Here is a 21,979-nt window from a genome sequence, read left to right as displayed (position 1 = left end):
GGGAATATAGTTTCACTATATATCAAAAAAAATCCACCTTCTGTTACGGGGTGGATTTTTTAGTTTTGTTAAACAATGTAAGTTCGGCATGGCGGAAAGCGATCTTATTTTGCGATGGATTTATCCCTCACCGCCTTAAATTCTGACCCGGGTTTCCAGCCGGGGAAAGAGGTTTCATTACTTAATTTGGTGCCCACCCGGTAAAGAATGTCAGCTATCTGGGCCATACCTGTGGCATCCATATCATCGCTGTAATTATCGGCAGGCTGATGATAGCGGTTATCACCGTAGTCTTTTTGCTTTTCCTCGCCGTAGTTTGCGCCGTGTGTTTTGCTCACACTCCCGTTGTTTATATCAAGCGCAGGCACCCCCAATTTGGCAAAGTTAAAATGATCAGACCGGTAATAACTACCCGATCCCGGGTGGCGGTCGCCAACGATGGAAAGCCCATCCTTTTTAGCTATATCAGCAACATAGTCTTCCAGTTCGTTCTGGCCTTTGCCGGTAATGGCAATGTCCTTTGTTTCGCCGTAATTGCCCAGCGCGTCCATATTAAGGTCGGCAATGGTTTTATCGAGTGGATAAATAGGATGAGTAGCGTAATATTCAGACCCTAAAAGGCCTTGTTCTTCGGCAGTTACCGCCAGGAATACGATGGAGCGTTGCGGTTTTTCTTTGGCCTGTTGAAATGCTTTGGCTACACTAATAATAGCTGCTACGCCGCTTGCATTATCAACCGCGCCATTGTAAATGCTGTCTCCTTTGGCATCTGGTTTTCCTATTCCAAGATGGTCCCAGTGAGCGGTGTATAAAATATATTCATCAGGCCGGGTACTGCCTTTTAGGATGCCCGCTACATTGTGTGATGTGGAGTATTTTAATTTATTATTTAAAGTTAAAGACACATTCATGTTTAGCGGAATAGCCTTAAACCCTTTTTTGCGGGCAACGGCACGGATATCACCGGTAACGCCGGAACCGGCTAATAATTTTTTAGCGGCATCCTCCGTAATCCAGCCCTCCACTTTACAACGCGACAAGTGTTTGTCCTTTTGAGTAAGGTAAAGTTTTGCACCACTAAAACTGTTGGTTACAACGCTCCATCCATAACTGGCGGGCTCGGTTTGATGCACAATGATCACCCCGGCAGCACCCTGACGCGCCGCTTCCTCGTATTTATAAGTCCACCGGCCATAATAGGTCATGGTATCGCCTTTAAAAAACGTAGGATCGCCGCTTTTAAAACCCGGGTCGTTTACCAGAACGATCACCGTTTTTCCTTTCACATCCAGGCCCGCGTAATCATTCCAGTGGTACTCCGGCGCAACAACGCCATAACCCGCAAACACGAGCGGTGACTTTTTAAGTTCAACGGTTGGCAGTTCCTGACGGGTGGAGGTTACAAAATCAGTTGAAACATGAAGGCTAACAGGTGATTTACCACCGCTGATCTCCATTGTTTCAGATGGCGTGCTGGTGATCTCAACCATGGGCACATCCTGAAAATAACTGCCATTGTTGCCTGGTTCAAGTCCAGCTTTTTTAAACTCAGCGGCTATGTAGGCAGTAGCCTTTGTTTCGCCGGCGGTAAATGGCTTGCGACCCATCAGGGAATCATTGGCCAGTACCGCGATATGCGATTTTATCTCCTCTGGAGATATAGCTTTTTCGGGTTCTTTGGTGTTGTTATTGTTTTGGTTGCATCCGGTTAATATGGCAAAGCCGGCTAATGCCAACAAAGAATAGTATCTGTAGTTCATAATGATGTGTTTATCCCAAATGTAATTAAAGGAAATGCTTAGTGCAAGAAAAGAGAGGGGTAAGGTGTTTGGCGGGGTGGGTTTAATTGCCAAACGAGTAAAAATTACTCCTGAATCGACTCACCCCGGCTACGCTACGCTGGGCGACCCTCTCTATGGCTTTGCCATAAAGAGGGTTGAGGAGATAATTGTTTTCTGCATTTGATTTTTCCCGTTCCCTCTTTGCGCCGCAGGCGTAGAGAGGGATGTCGAGCGAAGCGATGACAGGGTGAGTCTAAAACGCGGGAAGACTCACCCCGCCTACGCTGCGCTGGGCGACCCTCTCTATGGCTTCGCCATAAAGAGGGTTGAGAAGTAGTGATTTTTTCTTTGCCCCTTTGTCTAATTATTTTTTAGTTGATTTATAAACTCCCTCTTTGCGCCGCAGGCGGAGAGAGGGATGTCGAGCGAAGCGATGACAGGGTGAGTCTACACCGCGGGTTAGACTCACCCCGCCTACGCTACGCTGGGCGACCCTCTCTATGGCTTTGTCATAAAGAGGGTTGAGGAGATAATTGTTTTCTACATTTGATTTTTCCCCGTTCCCTCTTTGCGCCGGAGGCGGAGAGAGGGACGTCGAGCGAAGCGATGACAGGGTGAGTCTACACCGCGTGCCAAACGTAGCTCTTTAGGGGAACTAATCAATCCACTCAAACCGGGTATATGGCACTAATACCTCCGGTATTTTAATGCCCTTTTCCGTTTGATTGTTCTCCAGTAAGGTTGCTACAATACGGGGCAAGGCCAGGGCGCTGCCGTTCAGCGTATGGGCCAGCTGGGTTTTTCCCTCGGCATTGCGGAAACGCAGTTTTAACCGGTTGCTCTGGAATGTCTCGAAGTTTGATACCGATGAAACTTCCAGCCAGCGTTGCTGAGCCGCGCTCCATGTTTCCATGTCATAAGTTAAGGCAGAACCAAAGCCCATGTCGCCGCCGCAAAGGCGCAGTACACGGTACGGTAAGCCCAATTTTTGCAGCAATCCCTGCACATGGGCGCTCATTTGCTCAATAGTTTCGTATGATTTTTCCGGATGCACCACCTGTACTATCTCTACCTTATCAAACTGGTGTAAACGGTTCAAACCACGCACATGTGACCCATATGAGCCGGCTTCGCGGCGGAAACATGGCGTATGCCCGCAATTTTTTACCGGCAATTCATCTGCTTTTAATATTACATCGCGGTACAGGTTGGTAATAGGTACCTCAGCGGTTGGTATCAGGTATAAATTGTCAAGGCCAACAAAATACATTTGCCCTTCTTTGTCGGGTAATTGTGAAGTGCCAAAACCAGATGCCTCGTTAACCATTAATGGTACGCTTACCTCGCTGTAGCCTGCTTTTTCGGCCTCGTCAATAAAAAAGTTGATAAGCGCGCGTTGCAGCTTTGCTCCTTTATTTTTATAAACCGGAAAACCGGCGCCGGTTATTTTAACACCCAGTTCAAAATCAATCAGGTTGTATTTTGCAGCAAGCTCCCAATGGGGCAGGGCCGCAGCCGGAAGTTCCGGTTTAGCGCCATTTTCAAGCACCACTTCATTCTCTTCGGGTGTTAAGCCTTTGGGAACAGAGCTGTGGGGAAGGTTGGGTAGCAATACCAGCTTTTGGTACAGTTCTTCTTCAGTAAAAGCTAATTGTTCGCCAAGTTTTTTGATTTCTTCTTTCCACGTACCGGTTTTTGACTTGATCGCCTCGGCTTCGTCCTTTTTGCCGTTGCGCATCAGATCGCCAATTTGTTTGGCAGCTGCATTGGCTTCGGCCGAAATATTATCCAGGCTGGTTTGTGTTTGGCGGCGTTTATCGTCTAATTGAATAATTTCATCAACCAATTCGGTCTGTTTAAAATTTTTTACAGCCAAACGTTCTAAAACCTGTTCCCTGTTATCGCGGATATAACTAACTTGCAGCATTGAATTTATTTTTAGGCAAAGATATAACGAGTTGGCAGTTTAGAGTAGTGAGTTATAAGTTTTTTGTAAATAGTGATTATATAGGCGTATTTACACTAAACTTTTGTTGTTACTACTTACAACTTATAACTCACAATGCGAAACTGAATGCCCGGTAAACTATACTTAGTACCCACCCCCATAGGCAACCTGGAGGATATCACTCTTAGGGCCATCCGTATTTTAAAGGAGGCCGACCTGATACTGGCCGAAGACACCCGTACATCGGCACCGTTGCTGAAACATTTCGACATCCATCAAAAAGTATTTTCACACCATCAGCATAACGAGCACCAATCGTCAAACGAAATAGTAAAGTTTTTGCTGGAAGGAAAAAATATCGCGCTTATATCAGATGCCGGCACACCTGCCATATCCGATCCGGGATTTTACCTGGTACGTGAAGCTTTGAAATTTGACATTGCTGTAGAGTGCCTGCCCGGAGCAACAGCTTTTGTCCCGGCACTGGTAAATTCAGGTTTCCCTACAGACAGGTTTTGTTTTGAGGGCTTTTTGCCATTAAAAAAAGGCCGCCAAACACGCTATAAATTTTTAGCAGAGGAAGAGCGCACTATTATACTGTATGAATCGCCGCACCGTTTATTAAAAACGCTTGATGAAATGGCTGTTTATTTTGGCGCCGACAGGCAACTATCTGTATCGCGTGAGCTCACCAAAATGTTTGAAGAAACGGTGCGCGGAACAGTAGCCGAAGTGAAGTTATATTTTGAAACCCACCCGGTAAAGGGGGAGTTTGTGATTTGCGTAGCGGGAGCCCCGGCTAAGGCATCTAAAAATAAATATAAAGACGACGACGAAGCCGAATAATAAAAACGAATAAACGCCGTCATTGCGAGGTACAAATCAAATGAAAAAAAACCTTCCCTTAGCCATTCTTTCCGGTTTACTATTGTGGATAGCGTGGCCGCCTACGCCTTACACTACTTTCCTGCTGTTTATTGGTTTTGTGCCCATGTTGCTGGCTATAGAAAATATTATCCAGTCCACATCTGAAAAAAAGGGCAGGCAGATATTTAATGTAACTTTTATTGGCTTCTTTGTTTGGAACACGGCTTCTGTTTATTGGGTGTATAACGCTTTGAAACAGGTTGGTAACCTGGTGGCTATTCCCATCACACTGATTCCGTATTCGCTTGGTCCGCTGCTTATGGCAACGGCGTGCTGGCTGTATTACCGGTTAAGGATGGTAACCAATCGTGCCTGGGCCCTGGCTGGTTTTGTTTGCTTGTGGATAGGCTACGAATACCTGCACCAAAGCTGGGATCTTAACTTCCCATGGATGACCCTGGGCAACGGTTTTGCAGTAAGTCACCAGTGGATACAGTGGTACGAGTATACCGGCGTTTATGGCGGTACTATTTGGGTGTGGATATTAAATATACTTGCTTTTTTAATATATGCAGGCTTACGCGAGGCGCAATTGAAAGCGGTACGATTAAAGCTCATTGCCGCTTTTGCCCTGCTGTTGCTGCTACCCCTGGGCTTTTCCTTATATACTTACTATAACTATACTGAGCAAAAAAATCCATCAAATATCGTAGCCGTGCAGCCTAATATTGACCCGTATGAAAAAGCGGGAAGCATACCGGTTTCGCAGCAGATCGATGTTATGACCCATCTTTCGGATAGCATAGGGCAACCCAATACGGAGTTTTTTCTTTGGCCCGAAACTGCCATACCAGACTATATGGATGAGGACAGGATACAATCAAACAGCTCTTTTATACAGGCTAAGCGCTTTTTGACCAAATATAAGAACGGCAATTTGCTTACCGGTGCCGAAACCTATAAGATATACAATACCAGGGCTACAGCAACGGCCAGTCCGGATATGCATGGCCAGTTTTTTGACAACTTTAGCACGGCTTTGAACATTGAAAATAGCGGGCATGTGCAATTTTATCATAAATCAAGACTGGTGCCCGGTGCAGAGTCATTGCCATTTGGTAATGCGCTTGCGTTTTTAAAACCGGTGTTTGAGCATTTGGGAGGGGCTACCGGGGCCTATGGCAACCAGCCCGATGCCGGGGTGTTTTATTCGCAAAGTGGTATTGGCGCCGATCCGGTTATTTGTTTTGAATCTATTTGGGGCGAATATGTGGCCCGGTCGGTGCGTAAGGGTGCTCAATTCATCGCTGTTATTACTAATGATGGCTGGTGGGAGAACACATCAGGAAAAGACCAGCACCTGGACTATGCCAAGCTGCGGGCTATTGAAACACGGCGCTGGGTTGCGCGTTCGGCCAATACCGGCATCTCCGCTTTTATAAACCAGCGCGGCGATGTGGTGCAGCAAACCAAATGGTGGACAAAAACAGCCATTAAACAAGATATCAACCTTAACTCGGAACTTACCTTTTATGTTCAGCATGGCGACTATCTGCCAAGAGCCGCGAGCGTTATTGCGATTTTATTGATAGGGTTTATCGCAGTGAAGAAAGGATTTAAGAAAAGGGCGGTTGCCTGATGTTTAGCGTTTTATTGTGTTATGTAAAATCGAATCGTCTGATTATCAGGTGTTCATGGATGTTCACGGTGTTCACGGGATATGAACATGAACAGCAGGCGGTTTTTAGGTGCACATCAGATGCCAATCTCCAAATATTATTTAGCTTTTGGCGAATATAATCCCGGGTTAAAGATAACCAGGCTAAGTTAACTACAACCCGTTCCGTTTCAGGATAAAGGCCATGAGGTCATTAATGGGTTGTTTGATGATCTTGCCGGTCTTTACTCCCTGCTGATGGCAAAGCGCCGTTAGTTCTTCAGAAAAGGTATAGGCAATAGAGCCAACAAAGTGGCATTTATAGCGGTGATACTCTGGATACGATTTAATATTAGTTTCAATAAACTCCTGCAAGCCCCGCTCCAGCAGCGACTGCCCATAGGGCGTGGTTTTTATTTCACTTATAAAGCGCGAGAAGGAAGCAAGATAGGTATTGGCGTTAGGTTTTTGATACACATTCTTGATCACGATCTCTTTGTTTAGCCCATAAGCTTTATCAAATTTCTGGCTAACATCTGCAGGCATATTTCCGTACAGAAAATCAGTGATCAGCGCTTTGCCAAACCAGGTTCCTGAACCTTCGTCGCCCAGAACAAAACCCAGGCCATGCTGACCGTCATGTATGTTCTCTCCATCAAAAAATGAAATGTTTGATCCCGTCCCCATCACGCAGCAAATACCTTTTTCGCGCCCGCAGGTGGCGTATGCGCAGCCCAAAAGGTCGCTATCAACGCTTATAAAAGCCCGGCCGAATAACTGGCTTATGGCGTTTGAAACAATCTCGTGCCTGTCGGGGCTTGAGCAGCCGGCGCCAAAAAAATATATTTCCTCAATATTATCGGCATAGGCCACCATATCTGGCACCTGGTCATGTATTATTTTGGTAATTTCCTTTTCGGTTAAAAAATATGGGTTTAATCCCGCGGTTTTAAATGATATGGCCTCTTGCTGTGGGATACTGAGCAGCCAGTCTGTTTTTGAAGATCCGCTATCGGCAACTAAGATCATGGACAAATTTCTTCGAGCGCTTTAACGGTTAAAGGCTTATGAATAAATTGGGTAATATATTTATTGCTTAATGATTCTTTCATATCTGTAGGGTCAAGCGAAGAAGAAAGCATAAATATTTTTATATCATTCTTATTTATCGGGAGGGCATCATACTCCTGCAAAAACTCAAATCCGCTCATTATGGGCATCCGGATATCTAAAAATATGACATCGGGTATAATATCACCATCTCTCAGCAAACGTATAGCCTCGGCCGGCGACTGACTTACAATAATCTCTTCGGCAAAATTGCTGCTTTCCAAAATCCTTCGTGTAACAAAATTGTCGATGTAATTATCATCGATCAAAAGACAGGTTTTGTATGGAATTAACATTGTTTCAAAAATAGCTTTTTAAAACAATTTAAAAAATATGCGCAATAAATAAATACTTATTCGTCTTAATTAATATTGATACTGTTTGTGATCTGTTTTAAAGTAACTTCAGCAAGCTTTGCCTGGTACTGGGCCGCAAAAAATTTAGACTGAGCATCAAGATAATTGCGTTGCGCTTCCCTTATTTCCAAAGGGGTGATATTACCCAGCTTATATTTCTCCAATGAAATATCAAGATTTTTTTTAGCGATCACCACATTAGCCTGTCCCAGCTTTATGAGGTCGAGCCCTGATAAATAACTCACGAAAAAATTATTGATCTGCGCTTCTACATTCAGCCGGGTTTGCTTGGCGTCAATAGCAGCATTATCAATCTGTATCCTGGCGTTTTTTTCGCGCCGGTTTTGGTTAAAGCCATCAAAAATATTGATGGTAGCAGTCAGGCCGTAATTTAAACCATGCGTGTTTTGCGACAGCGTAAACCCTGCCGGCGTTTTACTATTTGAAAAAGTATAGCCCGAGGTTAAGGCTATCTGCGGGTACCGGCTTGAGCGAACCTGTTTTAAATTAATATCGGCCAGGCGCTTATTTATTTGTGCCGATAAAATAGCCGGGTTTTGCAATTGGGCGCTGTTAATAATATCTGCCATTATCAACTTATCATCAATAACAATGGTATCTGTCACAGAAAAATCTGTTTGCAGGTCTCGGATCAATAATTGGTTAAGTTGAATTTTAACCGCTTTAAATTGTTGATATTGTGTAACCAGGTTGGCGGTATCTGTATTGAGGTTTACCTGGGCATTTAAAACATCCAGTTTTGAAGCCCTGCCCACGGTAAATTTATCATTGGCGTAATGCAGCTGTGTGCGCGAAATGTCAATGGCCCCTTTCAACGCTTTTATCTGCTGGGCCTGGCTAATGAGGTCATAATAGGTGGTAATAACATTGGCAATAGTACTTTGGATGGTGTCTTTCAGTCTTACGGCACCCAGGGTATCCTGTGTTTTTAACTGATCATAATTGGCAAACATGTTAAAGCCGTCAAAAATGGTCCAGTTAAGATTTACGCCATAGTTGTTGTTGGAGTTTTTAGCGTCTTTGATGTTATTAACGGAGCCGTCATTACGGGTTTGCTTAGTGGTTTGGCGGCTGTTGGTTGTTGTAAAATCGCCGGTTACCTGCGGTAATACACCCGCATTGCCCAGGGTTACGTTGTTTGATGCAATGGTGGAGTTGTTTTGCGACAACTTTATGTTATAATTGTTTTTTAAGGCTATCTCTACCGCGTCTTTCAGGGTAAGCATAGGGGCATCCTGCGCCCAAGCCGTTACGCCTAAAATCATGCTGCAAAAAATAAAGAAAGCTATTTTTTTAGTGATCATATCGCTTATATGTTTTCAATTAGTTTGGGTATTTTTTCTTCCTCTATTTCGGTATCTTCAGGTTCATGGTCAGGATCGCGACGGGTTTTTGAAGCAAAGATCACATACATCATCGGAATAATATAAAGCGTTAGTATCAATGAAAACAACATACCACCCATGATTACAATACCTAATGATACCCTGCTTTTTGCACCCGCGCCTAATGCGAAAGCAATTGGTACCGAACCAAGTACAACGGCCAAGCTGGTCATTAGTATAGGGCGTAAACGCGCGGTTGCTGCTTCAACAGCGGCTTCGTATTTGGGGATGCCGTGTTCCATGCGCTGATTGGCAAACTCCACTATAAGAATACCGTTTTTAGTTACCAACCCCACGAGGGTTATGATACCTATTTCGCTGAAGATATTAAGGGTTTGATTAAAAAGCCACAGCGACAAAAACGCACCCAAAATAGCCAGAGGCACAGTGAGCATCACAATAAAAGGATCCATAAAGCTCTCAAACTGGGCAGCCAATACCAGGTATATGAGCAACAATGCAAAGCCAAAAGCAAAAAGGATGTTTGATGACCCCTCGGCATAATCACGCGATGGACCACTTAGCGCCGTGCTGAATGTTTCGTCAAGCATGCTTGCGGCTATGCGGTCCATCTCTTTAATACCATCGCCCACGGTACGGCCTGGCGCCAGGCCTGCTGAAATAGTAGCCGATTTGTAACGGTTAAAGTGATAAATAGCCGGTGGGGTGGCGCCTTCGGTAATCTTTACTACGTTATCCAACTGTACCAGGGTGCCCTTACTACTGCGAACATAAACCGATTTAAGGTCAAGCGGCTGATCGCGGTTGGCACGGTCAACCTGTGCAATTACCTGGTACTGTTTACCGTTTATTAAAAAATAGTCTAAACGGCCTGCACTGTAATACAATTGCAGCGTTTGAGCTATATCATCAACCGATACACCAAGGTCCCGCGCCCGGTCTCGATCGGTGGTTACGCGCAGCTCGGGTTTGGTGAATTTAAGATCCACATCAGTCCCCTGGAAAACAGGGCTCCTGGAAACTTCGGCAAAAAACTTGGGCAGTACTGTCCTTATTTTTTCGAAATCCTGGTTCTGAATTACATATTGCACCGGCAAAGATGTTTTTGACCCGCTGCCGCCACCGCTTATAGTTTGCTCCTGCACTACAATAGCCCGGGCATCGGGCATTTTGCTTAGTTTCTTATTTAACCAATCGGCCAGTTGTTGCTGTGTTCGTCCACGTTCATCGGGTGGTACAAGTCCCACACGCCCAAAGCCGGTATTAGCTCCCCTGCCACCAAATGAGGGCGAAACGATCTCAAAATTAACCGTTGCTTCGGGTATGGAATCATCAACAAGCTTGGCTACCTTATCCATGTACCTCGTCATATACTCATAAGTGGCGCCCTCAGAACCGGTTACACTATAGCGCAACAAACTGCGGTCATCAAGCGGGGCAAGTTCAGATGGGATGACCCTAACCAAAACCCCAACGATGATTAATGATACGGCCAATATTACAAATGAAACCCATCTCACCTTCATAAATTTAACCAGCGTGTTGGTATACGACGTGGTCATGTTTACAAAGAAAGGTTCGGTACGCTCGTAAAATTTTGACTTTTTGTTGCTTTTTCTGATCAGCTTTACGTTAAGCATGGGGGTTAATGACAGTGATACAAATGCCGATATCAACACCGCTCCAGCCACTACCACAGCAAACTCACGGAATAAGCGGCCTGTAAAACCTTGTAAGAACACAATAGGTAAAAACACAGCCGCCAGCGTAACTGAGGTAGATACAACCGCGAAAAATATTTCGGCCGAACCCTCAAAAGCTGCTTTGCGGATAGCCATACCGGCTTCTACCTTTTTGTAGATATTTTCTGTTACCACTATACCGTCATCAACCACCAGTCCCGTAGCCAGCACTATACCGAGCAGTGTTAATATATTAATGGAGAAACCAAAAATATACATAATAAAGAAAGCGCCTATTAATGAAACAGGTATATCAATCAGCGGGCGGAAGGCGATAAGCCAATCGCGAAAGAAAAGGTAGATAATGATTACCACCAGCACGAATGAAACAATAAGCGTTTCCTGTACTTCAGAGATGGACTGGTTAATAAACCTGGTATTGTCGAGCGCTACTTTTACCGAAATGTCCGAGGGAAGATCCTTCTTGATCTGGTCAAGGCGTTTATAAAAATCTTTGGCAATTTGAACATAATTTGCGCCCGGCTGCGGAACTATGGCCAAACCGATCATGGGTACGCCTGATTCCTTAAATATGGTTTCCTCATTGGCCGATCCTAAAACTGCGTATCCAATATCGCGCAGACGGATCACCCGGTTGCTGTCTGACCGGATAATGAGATCATTAAAATCTTTCTCTGTAGAAAGCTTCCCCAGCGCCCTGATGGTAACTTCCGTATTATTGCCCTCAATTTTTCCGGCAGGCAATTCCACATTCTCCTTAGCCAGCGCCGCGCCAATATCAGTAGCAGTTACACCCTGTGCCGTTAGCTTGTTAGGGTCTATCCATAAACGCATAGCATACTGCCGCTGGCCCTGTATGTTAACAGCGCTTACGCCAGGTATTGTTTGAAGGCCTTCCTGCAGCACATTTTCGGCGTAGTCATCCAATTGGTTAATGTTACGCGTGTTACTGCTTACCTCCAATGTGATAATATTATCGGCATTGGCATCGGCTTTGGTAACCACCGGCGGGGCGTCAATGTCTTGAGGCAACTGACGCTGGGCCTGACCAACTTTATCGCGTACGTCATTAGCCGCTGTTTCCAGATCAGCATCCAAATCAAACTCAACCGTAATATTGCTGGCCCCAACGGCGCTGTTTGATGATAGATTACGGATACCGGGTACACCGTTAATCGCTTTTTCGAGAGGTTCGGTGATCTGCGATTCAATCACATCGGCATTTGCGCCCGAATAACTCGTAGATACCGATATAATGGGCGGATCCACGGAAGGGAAATCCCTTACCCCTAAAAATTTGTAGCCGATAATGCCAAACACAACAATAACCACAGACATTACTGTTGCCAATACCGGCCTTTTTATACTAACTGAGGATAAACTCATAGGTTTACTTAATTACTTTAGCAATTTTTAAAGGAACCTTTGGCCGCATTTGTATTAGGCCCGATACTACTACACTGTCGCCGGGTTTTAGGCCGTCAATGATCTGTATTTTGGTATCCGTACGCATATCGGTTTTTACCGGTTTTGACATAGCTACGCCATTGTGATAAATGTAAACCAGGCTGCTTTTTAAATCGGGTATAACCGCCTGCGTGGGTAATAAAATGGTTTTGGGTATCTGATCAAGTGTTAGATTGATCTTTGCAAAGCCGCCCGCCGTAAGCAGTCCCTTAGGGTTGGGCGCTTTTGCCCTAACCGTTATGGTACGCGAGTTGACATCGATTGAAGGTTCAATAGCGTAAACGGCGGCAGTAAAGTCTTCCCTTGAGCTTTCGGTATTAAATCTGATCTTGCTGCCCGGGCCTATAATGGATAGATACCTTTCCGGAACGGAGAATGTTACCTTAGCCGGATCAATATTTACCAGTTGCGCAATAGGCGACTGGGGCGACAGGTACCCTCCGGGGCTCACATTGCGCAGCCCTATGGTGCCCGAAAACGGCGCCCTTATCTCGGTACGTGATATTTGCGCCTTAATTACATCGCCCTGTGCTTTTAACGAATTTAATGAGGTTAGCGAAGTATCATACTCTTCCTGGCTTATCGCCTCTTTTTGAAGCAATACTTTGTTGCGGAACTCCACCTGTTTTGCCAGCGTTATCTGATACTTGTTTTGCTGCAGCGACGCCTCCAGGTCCTGGTTATATACTTTAACCAGCAATTGGCCTTTTTGTACTTTACTGCCTTCTGTAAAATATATGCCGGTGATATTGCCCGCGGTTTGGCTAACCAGGCTTACTTTTTCGTTGGCATCAATTGATCCGGTTACATCTATAATATTATTTATGGCGGTATCCTTTACAATCATGACGTTAACCGTTACCGGGCCGTTCTTGCGCTTTCCGCCCTTTCCGCCCGCGGCGATAGCCGCGGCTGATTGTTTGGCGCCCGGGCTAAAAAACTTATTGTAAATTAAATAAGCAACCAGCAGTGCCAGCGCAATGTAAATGATATACCTTGTTCTCATATTGAATCAATCAATTTTTGTGATTTAGCTTTTTATCAGGTTGTGGTTAAGGGCTTTATGTTGTTTTGCATACGCAACAACACGCTTTCAAATATTTTCATGTCTGCATCAGATATCCCTTCGGTGATGCCTGAATTTATGTCTTTAAAAGTCTCTATAATATGCGGTACTGCCTGCCTCGCTTTTTCTGTAACCCTTAATAATTGTTCGCGGCGGTCATTAGGGTTATTTTCACGGTAAACAAATCCCTTTGAGCTAAGCAGGTTAATGATGCTTACCATGGCTGATTTATCTTTGCCCAGCATTTCTGCCAGGGCTTTTTGCGATAGCTGCCCGTCATAGTAACAAATTAGCGACAATATATAATGGTAGCGGGTCACATCCAGATGGGCGGTATGTTTGGCCAGTACGCTTTGGTATAATTTACCAAGACGTATCAGTTTACGCGATATGGGTTCTATTAACTGCATTATAAAATACAACAGCAAACTTAGTTAGTAGGTAATTAAAATAGTTGCATGTATCAACCATTTTACAAGTGCCGGCCTATGGCATAAATTTTTTGAAACTATAATTTTTTTAACTTGCGCTCATGAAATTAATCGGGCCTGTCATTACTTTTTCTTTAATATTATCTTTTATGAACCTATCTGTCAGTAAGGCGCAAAGTACTGTTAATATATCCTATAACGTGTCTTTCCCCGAAGCACAAGCGCACTATGCTGATATTGAAATGCACATTTCGGGTTTAAAACAAAATATACTTGACCTTAAAATGCCGGTATGGACACCCGGCTCATACCTCATCAGGGAATTTGCCAAAAATATAGAATCGTTTAGTGCTGCTGCCGGCAACAGGCCGGTTGTATCTCCAAAGATCAATAAAAACACCTGGCGCATAACAACCAAAGGCATACCGGCGGTAACTATTAAATATCGCGTTTATGCTAATGAAATTTCTGTTCGTACCAGTTATATTGATGCATCGCATGGGTTTCTGTCAACATCAGGGATATTTATCTACCCGGCCAATATGTTGCACCATCCGTCAACCATCCATATTAAACCATATAAGGACTGGGCAAAAGTGTCAACCAGCCTTGAAATGGTTAACGGCGATCCGTTTACACGTGTCTCTCCCAATTTTGACATCCTGTTCGATTCGCCAATTGAAGTGGGCAATCAAGATGTTTTTGGCTTTGATGCATCGGGTGTAAAATATGAAATATGCATGTACGGCGGCGGTAACTATGATAAAGAACGCCTTAAAAAAGATTTGCACCAGATTGTAGAACAGGAAACCGCCATTTACGGCGAGAACCCCAATAAACATTATGTGTTTATAGTGCATAATCATTTGAAAGGCGGCGGTGGCCTTGAACACCTGAGCTCGACTGTTTTAGGTGCTTCGCGCGACGCTTATAGTTCAGAGAAGGGTTATCAGAACTTTTTAAGCCTGGCAGCACATGAGCATTTTCATTTATGGAATGTAAAACGTTTACGCCCCATTGTGCTTGGTCCGTTTGATTATGATAACGAAAACTACACCACCAACCTTTGGATAGCCGAAGGCTTTACCGAGTATTACCAGGGAATAGCAGTACGTCGCACCAAGCTGTATCCGCCCGAAAATTACCTGGATGTATTGGCCGGAGAGTTTAATATACTGGAGAACCTGCCTGGTAAAAACGTGCAGACCGTTGCCGAATCGAGTTTTGACGCCTGGATAAAAGCCTACAGACCTAATGAGAATTCAGCTAACACCACTATATCATATTACAATAAAGGAGCCATAATTGCTATGATGCTTGATCTGGAGATCATTAACAGCAGCAAAGGCATTCATTCGCTTGACGACGTAATGAAGTACATGTACACTGAATATTATAAAACCCAAAAAAGGGGTTATACCGATGCCGAGTTTAAAAAAGGATTTGAAAAATTTGCCGGAAAAAAACTGGATGATTTTTATAAAAAATATATTAATGGCCTAACCCCGATTGATTATGATAAATACCTGGGCTATGCTGGCTATAAAATAACTGATGAACTGGCCACTAATAATGACGCGGCCCTTGGTGTAACCACCGTGACAGCTCCCAATAAAAAAGTAATAGTTACTTCTGTTATACGCGGCACAGCAGCATATATTGATGGTATTAACGTTAATGACGAACTGATAGCTGTTGACAATAATGCGATCACTGATGCCGCCACCATGCTAAATGACAAAAAACCGGGCGATAAAATAGAAGTAAGTGTTATGCGTGACGGTTTGCCGCTTACCCTGCCGGTTACTTTGCTGAAAAGCACCCGGGTTAAATATAAAATTGATTCTGTTGATAACCCCACCCCGGAACAATTGCTGGTACGAAAAAAATGGCTGAGCCTGTAGATGAGCAATCGGGAGACACTTTATTGGTGTTTCCCGACAGAAGAAACAGTAGAGACGCACCACATGCATCTTTTTTACTTTTAAATTCGGCATCTTTTAAAATCCGGGCATAAATTATATTTTTATAACTTATGCCATCAGCCGCAGCCTTAAGAAAGATCAGGCCTATACAGCTTATAGCTGTTATTTTCTTTACCGTTTCCGGAGGCCCTTATGGATTGGAGCCTTTATTGAGTTACGCGGGCGATCATGGCGCGCTGCTGATATTGCTCATAACACCATTGCTTTGGGATGTGCCGGCCATATTTACTGTATTGGAGCTTAATAGTATGATGCCTGTTACCGGGGGCTACTATAAGTGGGTTAAATATGCGTTAGGTACCCGATGGGGTTTTTACGAGGGTTGGTGGACCTGGCTTTACACTTTTGTTGACCTGGCTATATACCCGGTTTTGTTTGTACAATACGCCTCGTTTTTCTTCCCGGTTTTGCTGCAGTACCAGGTTCCGGTTTGCTTGCTCATTATCTGGGCATCGGCTGGGTTGAACATATTGGGGATTGTGCCCGTAGGTAAAGTGTCATTGTTTCTGAGTGCCGCGGTGCTTGCGCCCGTTATTATCCTCATTATTTTGGCTATTTATCATCATGGGGGCAATTTAACCATCCCGGCACCCTCATTGCAGCATATTCCATTTCCTTCATTCGGCATGGCGTTGTATACCGTGATGTGGAACTGCCTGGGATGGGATAATATCACTACTTATGCCGAAGAGGTTGAAAAACCGGTACGTTCATACAGAATTTCCATGATCATTGCATTTGCACTGGTTATGGTGGTTTATTTTTTTATTACCTGGATAGCACAGCAATCAGGTATCAATCATGACACCTTAACCAATGATGGTTTCCCGGCATTGGGCGTGCTGGTTGGCGGTCAATGGCTGGGCGTAGTAATTGCAGCCGGCGGCATGGCAAGTACGTTGGGTATTTACGCTGCTGTTTTGTTATCTGTGTCGCGGGTGCCACAGGTAATGTCTGAAGACCGTTTACTTCCTGCCGGTTTAAACAAACTTCACCGCCGTTTTAAAACACCATACATATCCATCGTTATTTGCTCGCTGGTGGTTAGTTTTATGATATTATGGACCTTTGCCGATCTGCTTATTATTGATGTAACCGTTTATGGCGCCGGTTTATCGCTGGAGTATATCTCGCTGATAAAGCTGCGGGTAAAAGAACCGCATAAGGCACGGCCATTTCGTATTCCTTTAAGCATTACAGGGCTTTGCCTGGTGTTGTTACTGCCTTTTGTTGTCTATATGGTTGCGCTGGGTGGCGCGTTTTCTTCAACTCCAGAGGCATTAAAGGCGGCAGTATTTGCTATAATCGCGTTGCTAAGCGCCGAAGTCGCCTGGCGCGTTATTTCAATAAGTCGGCCGCATCTAAAAAAGTGATAAGGTTTAGGTTTATTTAGTGCGACACTCTGGCCAGCAGATTAACTATTGGCGCTTCAATAAGATTTGATAGAATACTGGTAACATGTTTATTTTCAGCAGATTCTTTAAAATCTTCCGGATAAAATATATGATCAACACCAAGTGCTTTCAATAGGCTGTCGGTTGGGGTATGGGCCGAGCTCTTATAACAGCAAATTTTCATTTTGCTATATGCCGGATTGGTGTTTATGCGGCGTAATACTTTTTCAATATCCTTAACAAGGTGGTCATAATCAAATATGACCAGGTTCGGCCTGAGCTCATGTATGGAAGGAAAAATATTGCTTGTTGCCGAGATATGCCTGAACAGCTTGTTATTAGGCAGTAACTCAACCGCAAAATCGGAAGGAGCAACTAATAGCACATTTTTAGATCGTACACGGATCATGACCAATGAATTAAGGGAGCAATAAAATTAAATTATAAATATCATTTCAACCAAATATTATAGCTTATTGTAATAATATTGATACAAAAAACAACCGTTAAGCGTATAAATAATTTATTGATAATCAATTATTTTCTATTGAAAACACTAAATTAACCCAAAGTGAAATTTGGATTAAACGTTAACCATAACTACTGAATATATTATAGCATTGTTAAGTAGCCTTATTACGAGGCTGAGATTCAGTTTGTTGCCATATTATTCTTTATATTATAAAATAAATGGCAGCAACCTGATTTTTTAGCCAAACCTGATCATAAAATTACAGGAACACTCTCAAAACTCGTTGCTGCTGTCAGAAAGAGGGTGCAATTAATAAATCGGACTTCTATTCAGAAAGTGGCGAATTAAACGCTTCCAGGGCCTTTTCAATCCTGTTGATGGTTTCTTTTATACCTAATAATGCAGCTATGTCAAACACATGCGGCCCGAATTTACCGCCAACCAACATAATGCGGAAAGGCAGCATCACATCGCCTATTTTTAACTCTTTTTCTTCAGCCAAAGCTTTAAACTGCGCCTCCAGGCTGTGTGCGTCTGGCACTGGCTCGTTATTGCTTAATAAAGTTGAAAACGCGTTAAAGAAATTGGTTTTAGCATCGGTCCATTTTGGTTTTACAGCATTAAGGTCATATTCCTTTGGGTTTTCAAAAAAGTATCCGGCTTGCAGGTAAAAATCAGCCAGCAAAACACAGCGGTCCTTTATCAGGTCAATAACGGATAACAAGTAATCATCATTAAGCACAACCAGGCCTTTTTCCTGCAAAACAGTTTTAACTTTTGGCACCAAACTTTCAGCCCCGAGCCTTTTTATCCACTCGGCATTGAACCATTTGGCTTTTTCAAAATCAAATTTGGCTCCGGCCTTGCTTACGCGGTCAATCGAAAACTTTTCAATCAGCTCATCCAGTGTAAATATTTCCTGGTCGGTACCGTCGTTCCATCCCAGTGTGGCCAGTAAGTTCAGGAAAGCTTCGGGCAAAAAACCCAGCTCGCGAAAGCCAGGAGTAAGCTCGCCTGTTTTTGCATCAAACCAGCTCATAGCGTATACCGGGAAGCCAAGGCGTGCTCCATCGCGTTTGCTGAGTTTGCCATGTCCATCGGGTTTTAAAATTAAAGGTAAATGCGCCCATTGCGGCATATCGGCTTTCCAGCCCAGGTATTCCCACAATAATAAATGTACCGGGGCCGACGGCAACCACTCCTCGCCACGAAAAGCGTGCGAAATTTTCATTAGGAAATCATCAACCACCACGGCTAAATGGTAGGTAGGCATACCATCGGCTTTTAGCAGCACTTTATCATCAACCTGGTTGGTTTCAAAGCTCACATGCCCACGTATCATATCATTAAAGCTGATGGTTTCATCAGCAGGTATTTTTATACGGATCACATGCGGGGTGCCGGCATCAAGCAAGGCATCAACTTCGTGCTGGGGCAGCGAAAGTGAATTACGCAGACTGCCGCGGTAAACCTGCCCGTATTGAAAATTGGGAATTTCTTTACGGTTCTTATCCAGTTCTTCAGCAGTGTCAAACGCGTAATAGGCATGGCCCTGCATTACCAGCCGTTCGGCATACTCGCGGTAAATAGCCTTACGCTCACTTTGCCGATAGGGGGCAAACTGCCCACCCACAACCGGACTTTCATCGGGGTGCAGGCCGCACCATTTTAAACAATCTAAAATATATTCTTCAGCACCTTCCACATAACGGGTTTGGTCGGTGTCCTCAATTCTTAAAACAAAATCGCCCTGATGTTTTTTAGCGAATAAATAGTTGAACAATACAGTGCGCACGCCACCCAGGTGCAAACCACCTGTAGGACTTGGTGCAAAGCGAACTCTTACTTTTTTATCGGTCATGATGCGGCAAAGATAAGTTTTTTAAGATGTGCTGACGTGCAGATTTCAGATGTGCGGATAATAAGGACCGCTTTTTACTTCGGGATGTTTAATTAACAACCCCGCACCCGAAACGGTGCATTAATCAATCATCTTCACATTTCAAATAATTTTACGTTATTTGGAGCGTGGCCAGTATGAACCCATATCAACAAAAAAAACGTTGGAAATATTTCTTGCTTGCATTTGCAACAGTTATAGCCAGCGGATCTTTATTATATACCAGTTACCTGGTTAAAAACATTGCCCGATCAGAGCGCACCCGGGCGCAGGTATGGGCCATGAGCATGAGGCAGATATTAAACTCTGATGATAATGATTTTTTAAATTACGTGATAGCTGTACGAGACAGCCTCACTGTGCCCGCCATTGTTACCGATGCTAAAGGCGACATTGTATTGCAACGTGGATTGGATACCACTAAAACGCCGATAAAGCTTGAAGCCGAAAGCAATAAGAATAAAAAGTACGACCCCGATTATTTTATGGAAGAGCTGGCATACATGAAAAAGCAGCACGCTCCAATTAAACTAAAAATACTGGGCGAAGAAAACCTCATCTACTATAAAGACTCAGCCCTGCTTACCCAGTTGAGGCTGTTCCCCTATATTCAGTTAACGGTTATCGCTATATTTTTGCTGATGGCCTACACGGCATTTAGCTCCTCGCGTAAATCAGAGCAGGACCAGGTTTGGGTTGGCCTGGCTAAAGAAACGGCGCATCAGTTGGGTACGCCCATCTCGTCATTGATGGCCTGGATAGAGTTGATGAAGGAAAAATTTCATGCCGAAGAAGATATACTGGTGGCCGAAATGGAAAACGATGTAAAGCGGCTGGAGATAGTGGCCGATCGTTTCTCAAAAATTGGATCAAAGCCGGTATTGGAAGAGCATGCTGTTTATGAGGTGGTGAAGGATTTTGTTGATTATTTTAAAGTTAGGGTAAGTAAAAATATAGGATTTGAAATGAGCGGGAACCCGCACCTTAAAGCGGGCCTTAATATTCCGTTGTTTGATTGGGTGCTTGAAAACCTGCTTAAAAACGCGGTTAATGCTATTGATGGTAAAGGCAGCATTAAAATAGATATTGGTGGTAATAAGTTAAAAAAACAGGTGTTTATTGATGTAACAGACACCGGTAAGGGTATACAGCGCTCTAAGTTTGACACAGTTTTTCAGCCGGGTTATACTACCCGCAAGCGCGGATGGGGCCTGGGTTTGTCGTTAACCAAGCGTATGATAGAGAACTATCATAACGGACAAATATTTGTTAAAGACTCCGAGATTGGTAAGGGAACAACATTTAGAATAGTATTAAAAAACACACGCGATGATAAGCAAACCAGCGCCTAACGAATATTCACAACTTGCGGCCGGCTATGTAGGCCGTGTTCCTGATGCCCATGTAGTTGAATTACTGGAGCAGTTGATGGAATCGAGCTATAAGCTGTTCAGTAATCTTACTGATGTGCAGGCCGCTTACAGCTATGCCCCCGGTAAATGGACGGTTAAACAAGTGCTTGGCCATATGACTGATACGGAACGTACTTTTGCTTACCGCGCTCTGGTTTTTTCGCGCAATTATATTGAGCTACCTGGTTTTGATCAGGACATTTATGTAAATAATACTGATTTTAACAGCCGGAGCATACAGGACCTTGCCGCGGAATTTAAAGCCACACGACTATCAAATATTTATATGATCAAAGGGTTTAGCGAGGAGCAGTTGCTGCGCACGGGCATTGCCAGCGGTCATTTATTTTCGGTTAGGGCGTTTATTTATATGCTGGCCGGGCATGAGCTGTACCACCTGGATACTTTTAAAGAAAACTATCACATTTTTTAATTAGCAAAATAGTTTTAAATGCCGAAAAGCCCCTGTTAATACAGGCGCTTTTTAGCTGTTTGACCAATGTTGGGCCTTACTTACTGTTATTTTTGCAGAGTAGCATCTTCTTTATCTAATACCTCCTTTTTCTCTATCCGGTAGGAAAGGAATAGGCCCGCCCCTCCGAATATGGCAATCAGGGCTATGTATAAGAAAAATGTTTCATCATCCATGTTGCTAAACACCGAGTGATCTAAAATAAAGGCCAGAAACAAACCTATGCCTGAGCCTATAAGTAACAGCCCCCATTTTAGGTTTTGATAAGGCGCTGATTGTGGTTTGTAACTTCGGGGATCCATACCGCGTTCAATCATTGATAGCTTTTCGCGTTTGTTCAGATAAACGATCCCGAAGATCATTGTAAAAAAGCCGAGGGGGATTAAAATTCCTGCTATTACCCCCAATTCACCTGCTCCCATAATATTTAAGTTTAAATAAATTAATAATTTTTTTCTGTTGTTTAAACACCTGTTTTGGTGTATTTGTAAACTATGACTACACTGTTTTAAAACAGGTTACACCCCAGGAAAAAAAATATAGGCGAAAGTTGAAAGGGTGAGCCAAAAGGTTTTTAAGTGAAAAATCAGA

General features: G+C 43.8%; 17 protein-coding genes. 6 read left to right on the top strand and 11 right to left on the bottom strand.

The window, feature by feature from the left end:
• Positions 1-104: 104 nt before the first annotated feature.
• Positions 105-1,760, bottom strand: coding sequence for a M28 family metallopeptidase (locus J2W55_RS08885; protein WP_310094527.1), 1,656 nt, complete (start codon positions 1,758-1,760; stop codon positions 105-107).
• 676 nt (positions 1,761-2,436) lie between these two features.
• Positions 2,437-3,708 carry a serine--tRNA ligase gene (gene serS, locus J2W55_RS08880; protein WP_310094525.1) on the bottom strand — a complete coding sequence of 424 codons (1,272 nt, stop codon included), beginning with the start codon at positions 3,706-3,708 and terminating at the stop codon, positions 2,437-2,439.
• A gap of 147 nt (positions 3,709-3,855) precedes the next feature.
• Between serS and rsmI the strand changes: the two genes are divergently transcribed.
• Together rsmI and lnt are read left to right on the top strand one after the other, a co-directional pair.
• A complete protein-coding gene (gene rsmI, locus J2W55_RS08875; protein ID WP_310094523.1) occupies positions 3,856-4,575 on the top strand; it encodes a 16S rRNA (cytidine(1402)-2'-O)-methyltransferase in 720 nt (239 codons plus the stop codon).
• Positions 4,576-4,615: 40 nt separating this feature from the next.
• Positions 4,616-6,235: an apolipoprotein N-acyltransferase gene (gene lnt / locus J2W55_RS08870; RefSeq protein WP_310094521.1), complete on the top strand. Its 1,620-nt coding sequence runs from the start codon at positions 4,616-4,618 to the stop codon at positions 6,233-6,235.
• A gap of 192 nt (positions 6,236-6,427) precedes the next feature.
• Here lnt and J2W55_RS08865 read toward each other — a convergent pair whose 3' ends face one another.
• The 6 genes from J2W55_RS08865 to J2W55_RS08840 all read right to left on the bottom strand — a co-directional run bounded on the left by J2W55_RS08865 (position 6,428) and on the right by J2W55_RS08840 (position 13,732).
• On the bottom strand, positions 6,428-7,282 hold the full coding sequence (locus J2W55_RS08865; protein ID WP_310094519.1) for a BadF/BadG/BcrA/BcrD ATPase family protein: 855 nt from the start codon (positions 7,280-7,282) through the stop codon (positions 6,428-6,430).
• Positions 7,279-7,659: a response regulator gene (locus J2W55_RS08860; protein WP_310094517.1), complete on the bottom strand. Its 381-nt coding sequence runs from the start codon at positions 7,657-7,659 to the stop codon at positions 7,279-7,281. The genes J2W55_RS08865 and J2W55_RS08860 overlap by 4 nt, the downstream gene beginning before the upstream one ends.
• A gap of 65 nt (positions 7,660-7,724) precedes the next feature.
• Positions 7,725-9,044, bottom strand: coding sequence for a TolC family protein (locus J2W55_RS08855; RefSeq protein ID WP_310094515.1), 1,320 nt, complete (start codon positions 9,042-9,044; stop codon positions 7,725-7,727).
• Positions 9,045-9,049: 5 nt separating this feature from the next.
• The gene (locus J2W55_RS08850) at positions 9,050-12,175 is read right to left on the bottom strand and encodes an efflux RND transporter permease subunit (RefSeq protein ID WP_310094513.1); all 3,126 of its coding nucleotides are present in this window, start codon (positions 12,173-12,175) and stop codon (positions 9,050-9,052) included.
• 4 nt (positions 12,176-12,179) lie between these two features.
• Positions 12,180-13,262 (bottom strand): efflux RND transporter periplasmic adaptor subunit, encoded by a 1,083-nt coding sequence (locus J2W55_RS08845; RefSeq protein WP_310094511.1) that lies wholly within the window; start codon positions 13,260-13,262, stop codon positions 12,180-12,182.
• 35 nt (positions 13,263-13,297) lie between these two features.
• On the bottom strand, positions 13,298-13,732 hold the full coding sequence (locus J2W55_RS08840; RefSeq protein WP_310094506.1) for a MarR family winged helix-turn-helix transcriptional regulator: 435 nt from the start codon (positions 13,730-13,732) through the stop codon (positions 13,298-13,300).
• A 170-nt stretch (positions 13,733-13,902) separates the two neighbouring features.
• Between J2W55_RS08840 and J2W55_RS08835 the strand changes: the two genes are divergently transcribed.
• Together J2W55_RS08835 and J2W55_RS08830 are read left to right on the top strand one after the other, a co-directional pair.
• On the top strand, positions 13,903-15,657 hold the full coding sequence (locus J2W55_RS08835; RefSeq protein ID WP_310094505.1) for a M61 family metallopeptidase: 1,755 nt from the start codon (positions 13,903-13,905) through the stop codon (positions 15,655-15,657).
• A 131-nt stretch (positions 15,658-15,788) separates the two neighbouring features.
• On the top strand, positions 15,789-17,111 hold the full coding sequence (locus J2W55_RS08830) for an APC family permease (RefSeq protein WP_310094503.1): 1,323 nt from the start codon (positions 15,789-15,791) through the stop codon (positions 17,109-17,111).
• A 16-nt stretch (positions 17,112-17,127) separates the two neighbouring features.
• Here the strand turns inward: J2W55_RS08830 and J2W55_RS08825 are convergent, their stop codons facing one another.
• Positions 17,128-17,541: a hypothetical protein gene (locus J2W55_RS08825; RefSeq protein ID WP_310094501.1), complete on the bottom strand. Its 414-nt coding sequence runs from the start codon at positions 17,539-17,541 to the stop codon at positions 17,128-17,130.
• Positions 17,542-17,929: 388 nt separating this feature from the next.
• Positions 17,930-19,465, bottom strand: coding sequence for a glutamate--tRNA ligase (gltX, locus tag J2W55_RS08820; RefSeq protein WP_310094498.1), 1,536 nt, complete (start codon positions 19,463-19,465; stop codon positions 17,930-17,932).
• Positions 19,466-19,641: 176 nt separating this feature from the next.
• Here gltX and J2W55_RS08815 point away from each other — a divergent pair, with 176 nt between their 5' ends.
• Positions 19,642-20,856 (top strand): sensor histidine kinase, encoded by a 1,215-nt coding sequence (locus J2W55_RS08815; protein WP_310094496.1) that lies wholly within the window; start codon positions 19,642-19,644, stop codon positions 20,854-20,856.
• Positions 20,834-21,349, top strand: a complete 516-nt coding sequence (locus J2W55_RS08810; protein WP_310094494.1) for a DinB family protein — start codon at positions 20,834-20,836, stop codon at positions 21,347-21,349. Before J2W55_RS08815 ends, J2W55_RS08810 begins: the two co-directional genes overlap by 23 nt.
• Positions 21,350-21,435: 86 nt before the next feature.
• Here J2W55_RS08810 and J2W55_RS08805 read toward each other — a convergent pair whose 3' ends face one another.
• Positions 21,436-21,810 (bottom strand): DUF6249 domain-containing protein, encoded by a 375-nt coding sequence (locus J2W55_RS08805; RefSeq protein ID WP_310094492.1) that lies wholly within the window; start codon positions 21,808-21,810, stop codon positions 21,436-21,438.
• Positions 21,811-21,979: the final 169 nt, after the last annotated feature.

This window comes from Mucilaginibacter pocheonensis (assembly GCF_031456535.1).
In the GTDB taxonomy this organism is placed as follows: domain Bacteria; phylum Bacteroidota; class Bacteroidia; order Sphingobacteriales; family Sphingobacteriaceae; genus Mucilaginibacter; species Mucilaginibacter pocheonensis.
Note: the sequence above shows the minus strand (reverse complement) of the source record. Positions and strands in the feature narration are given on the sequence as shown.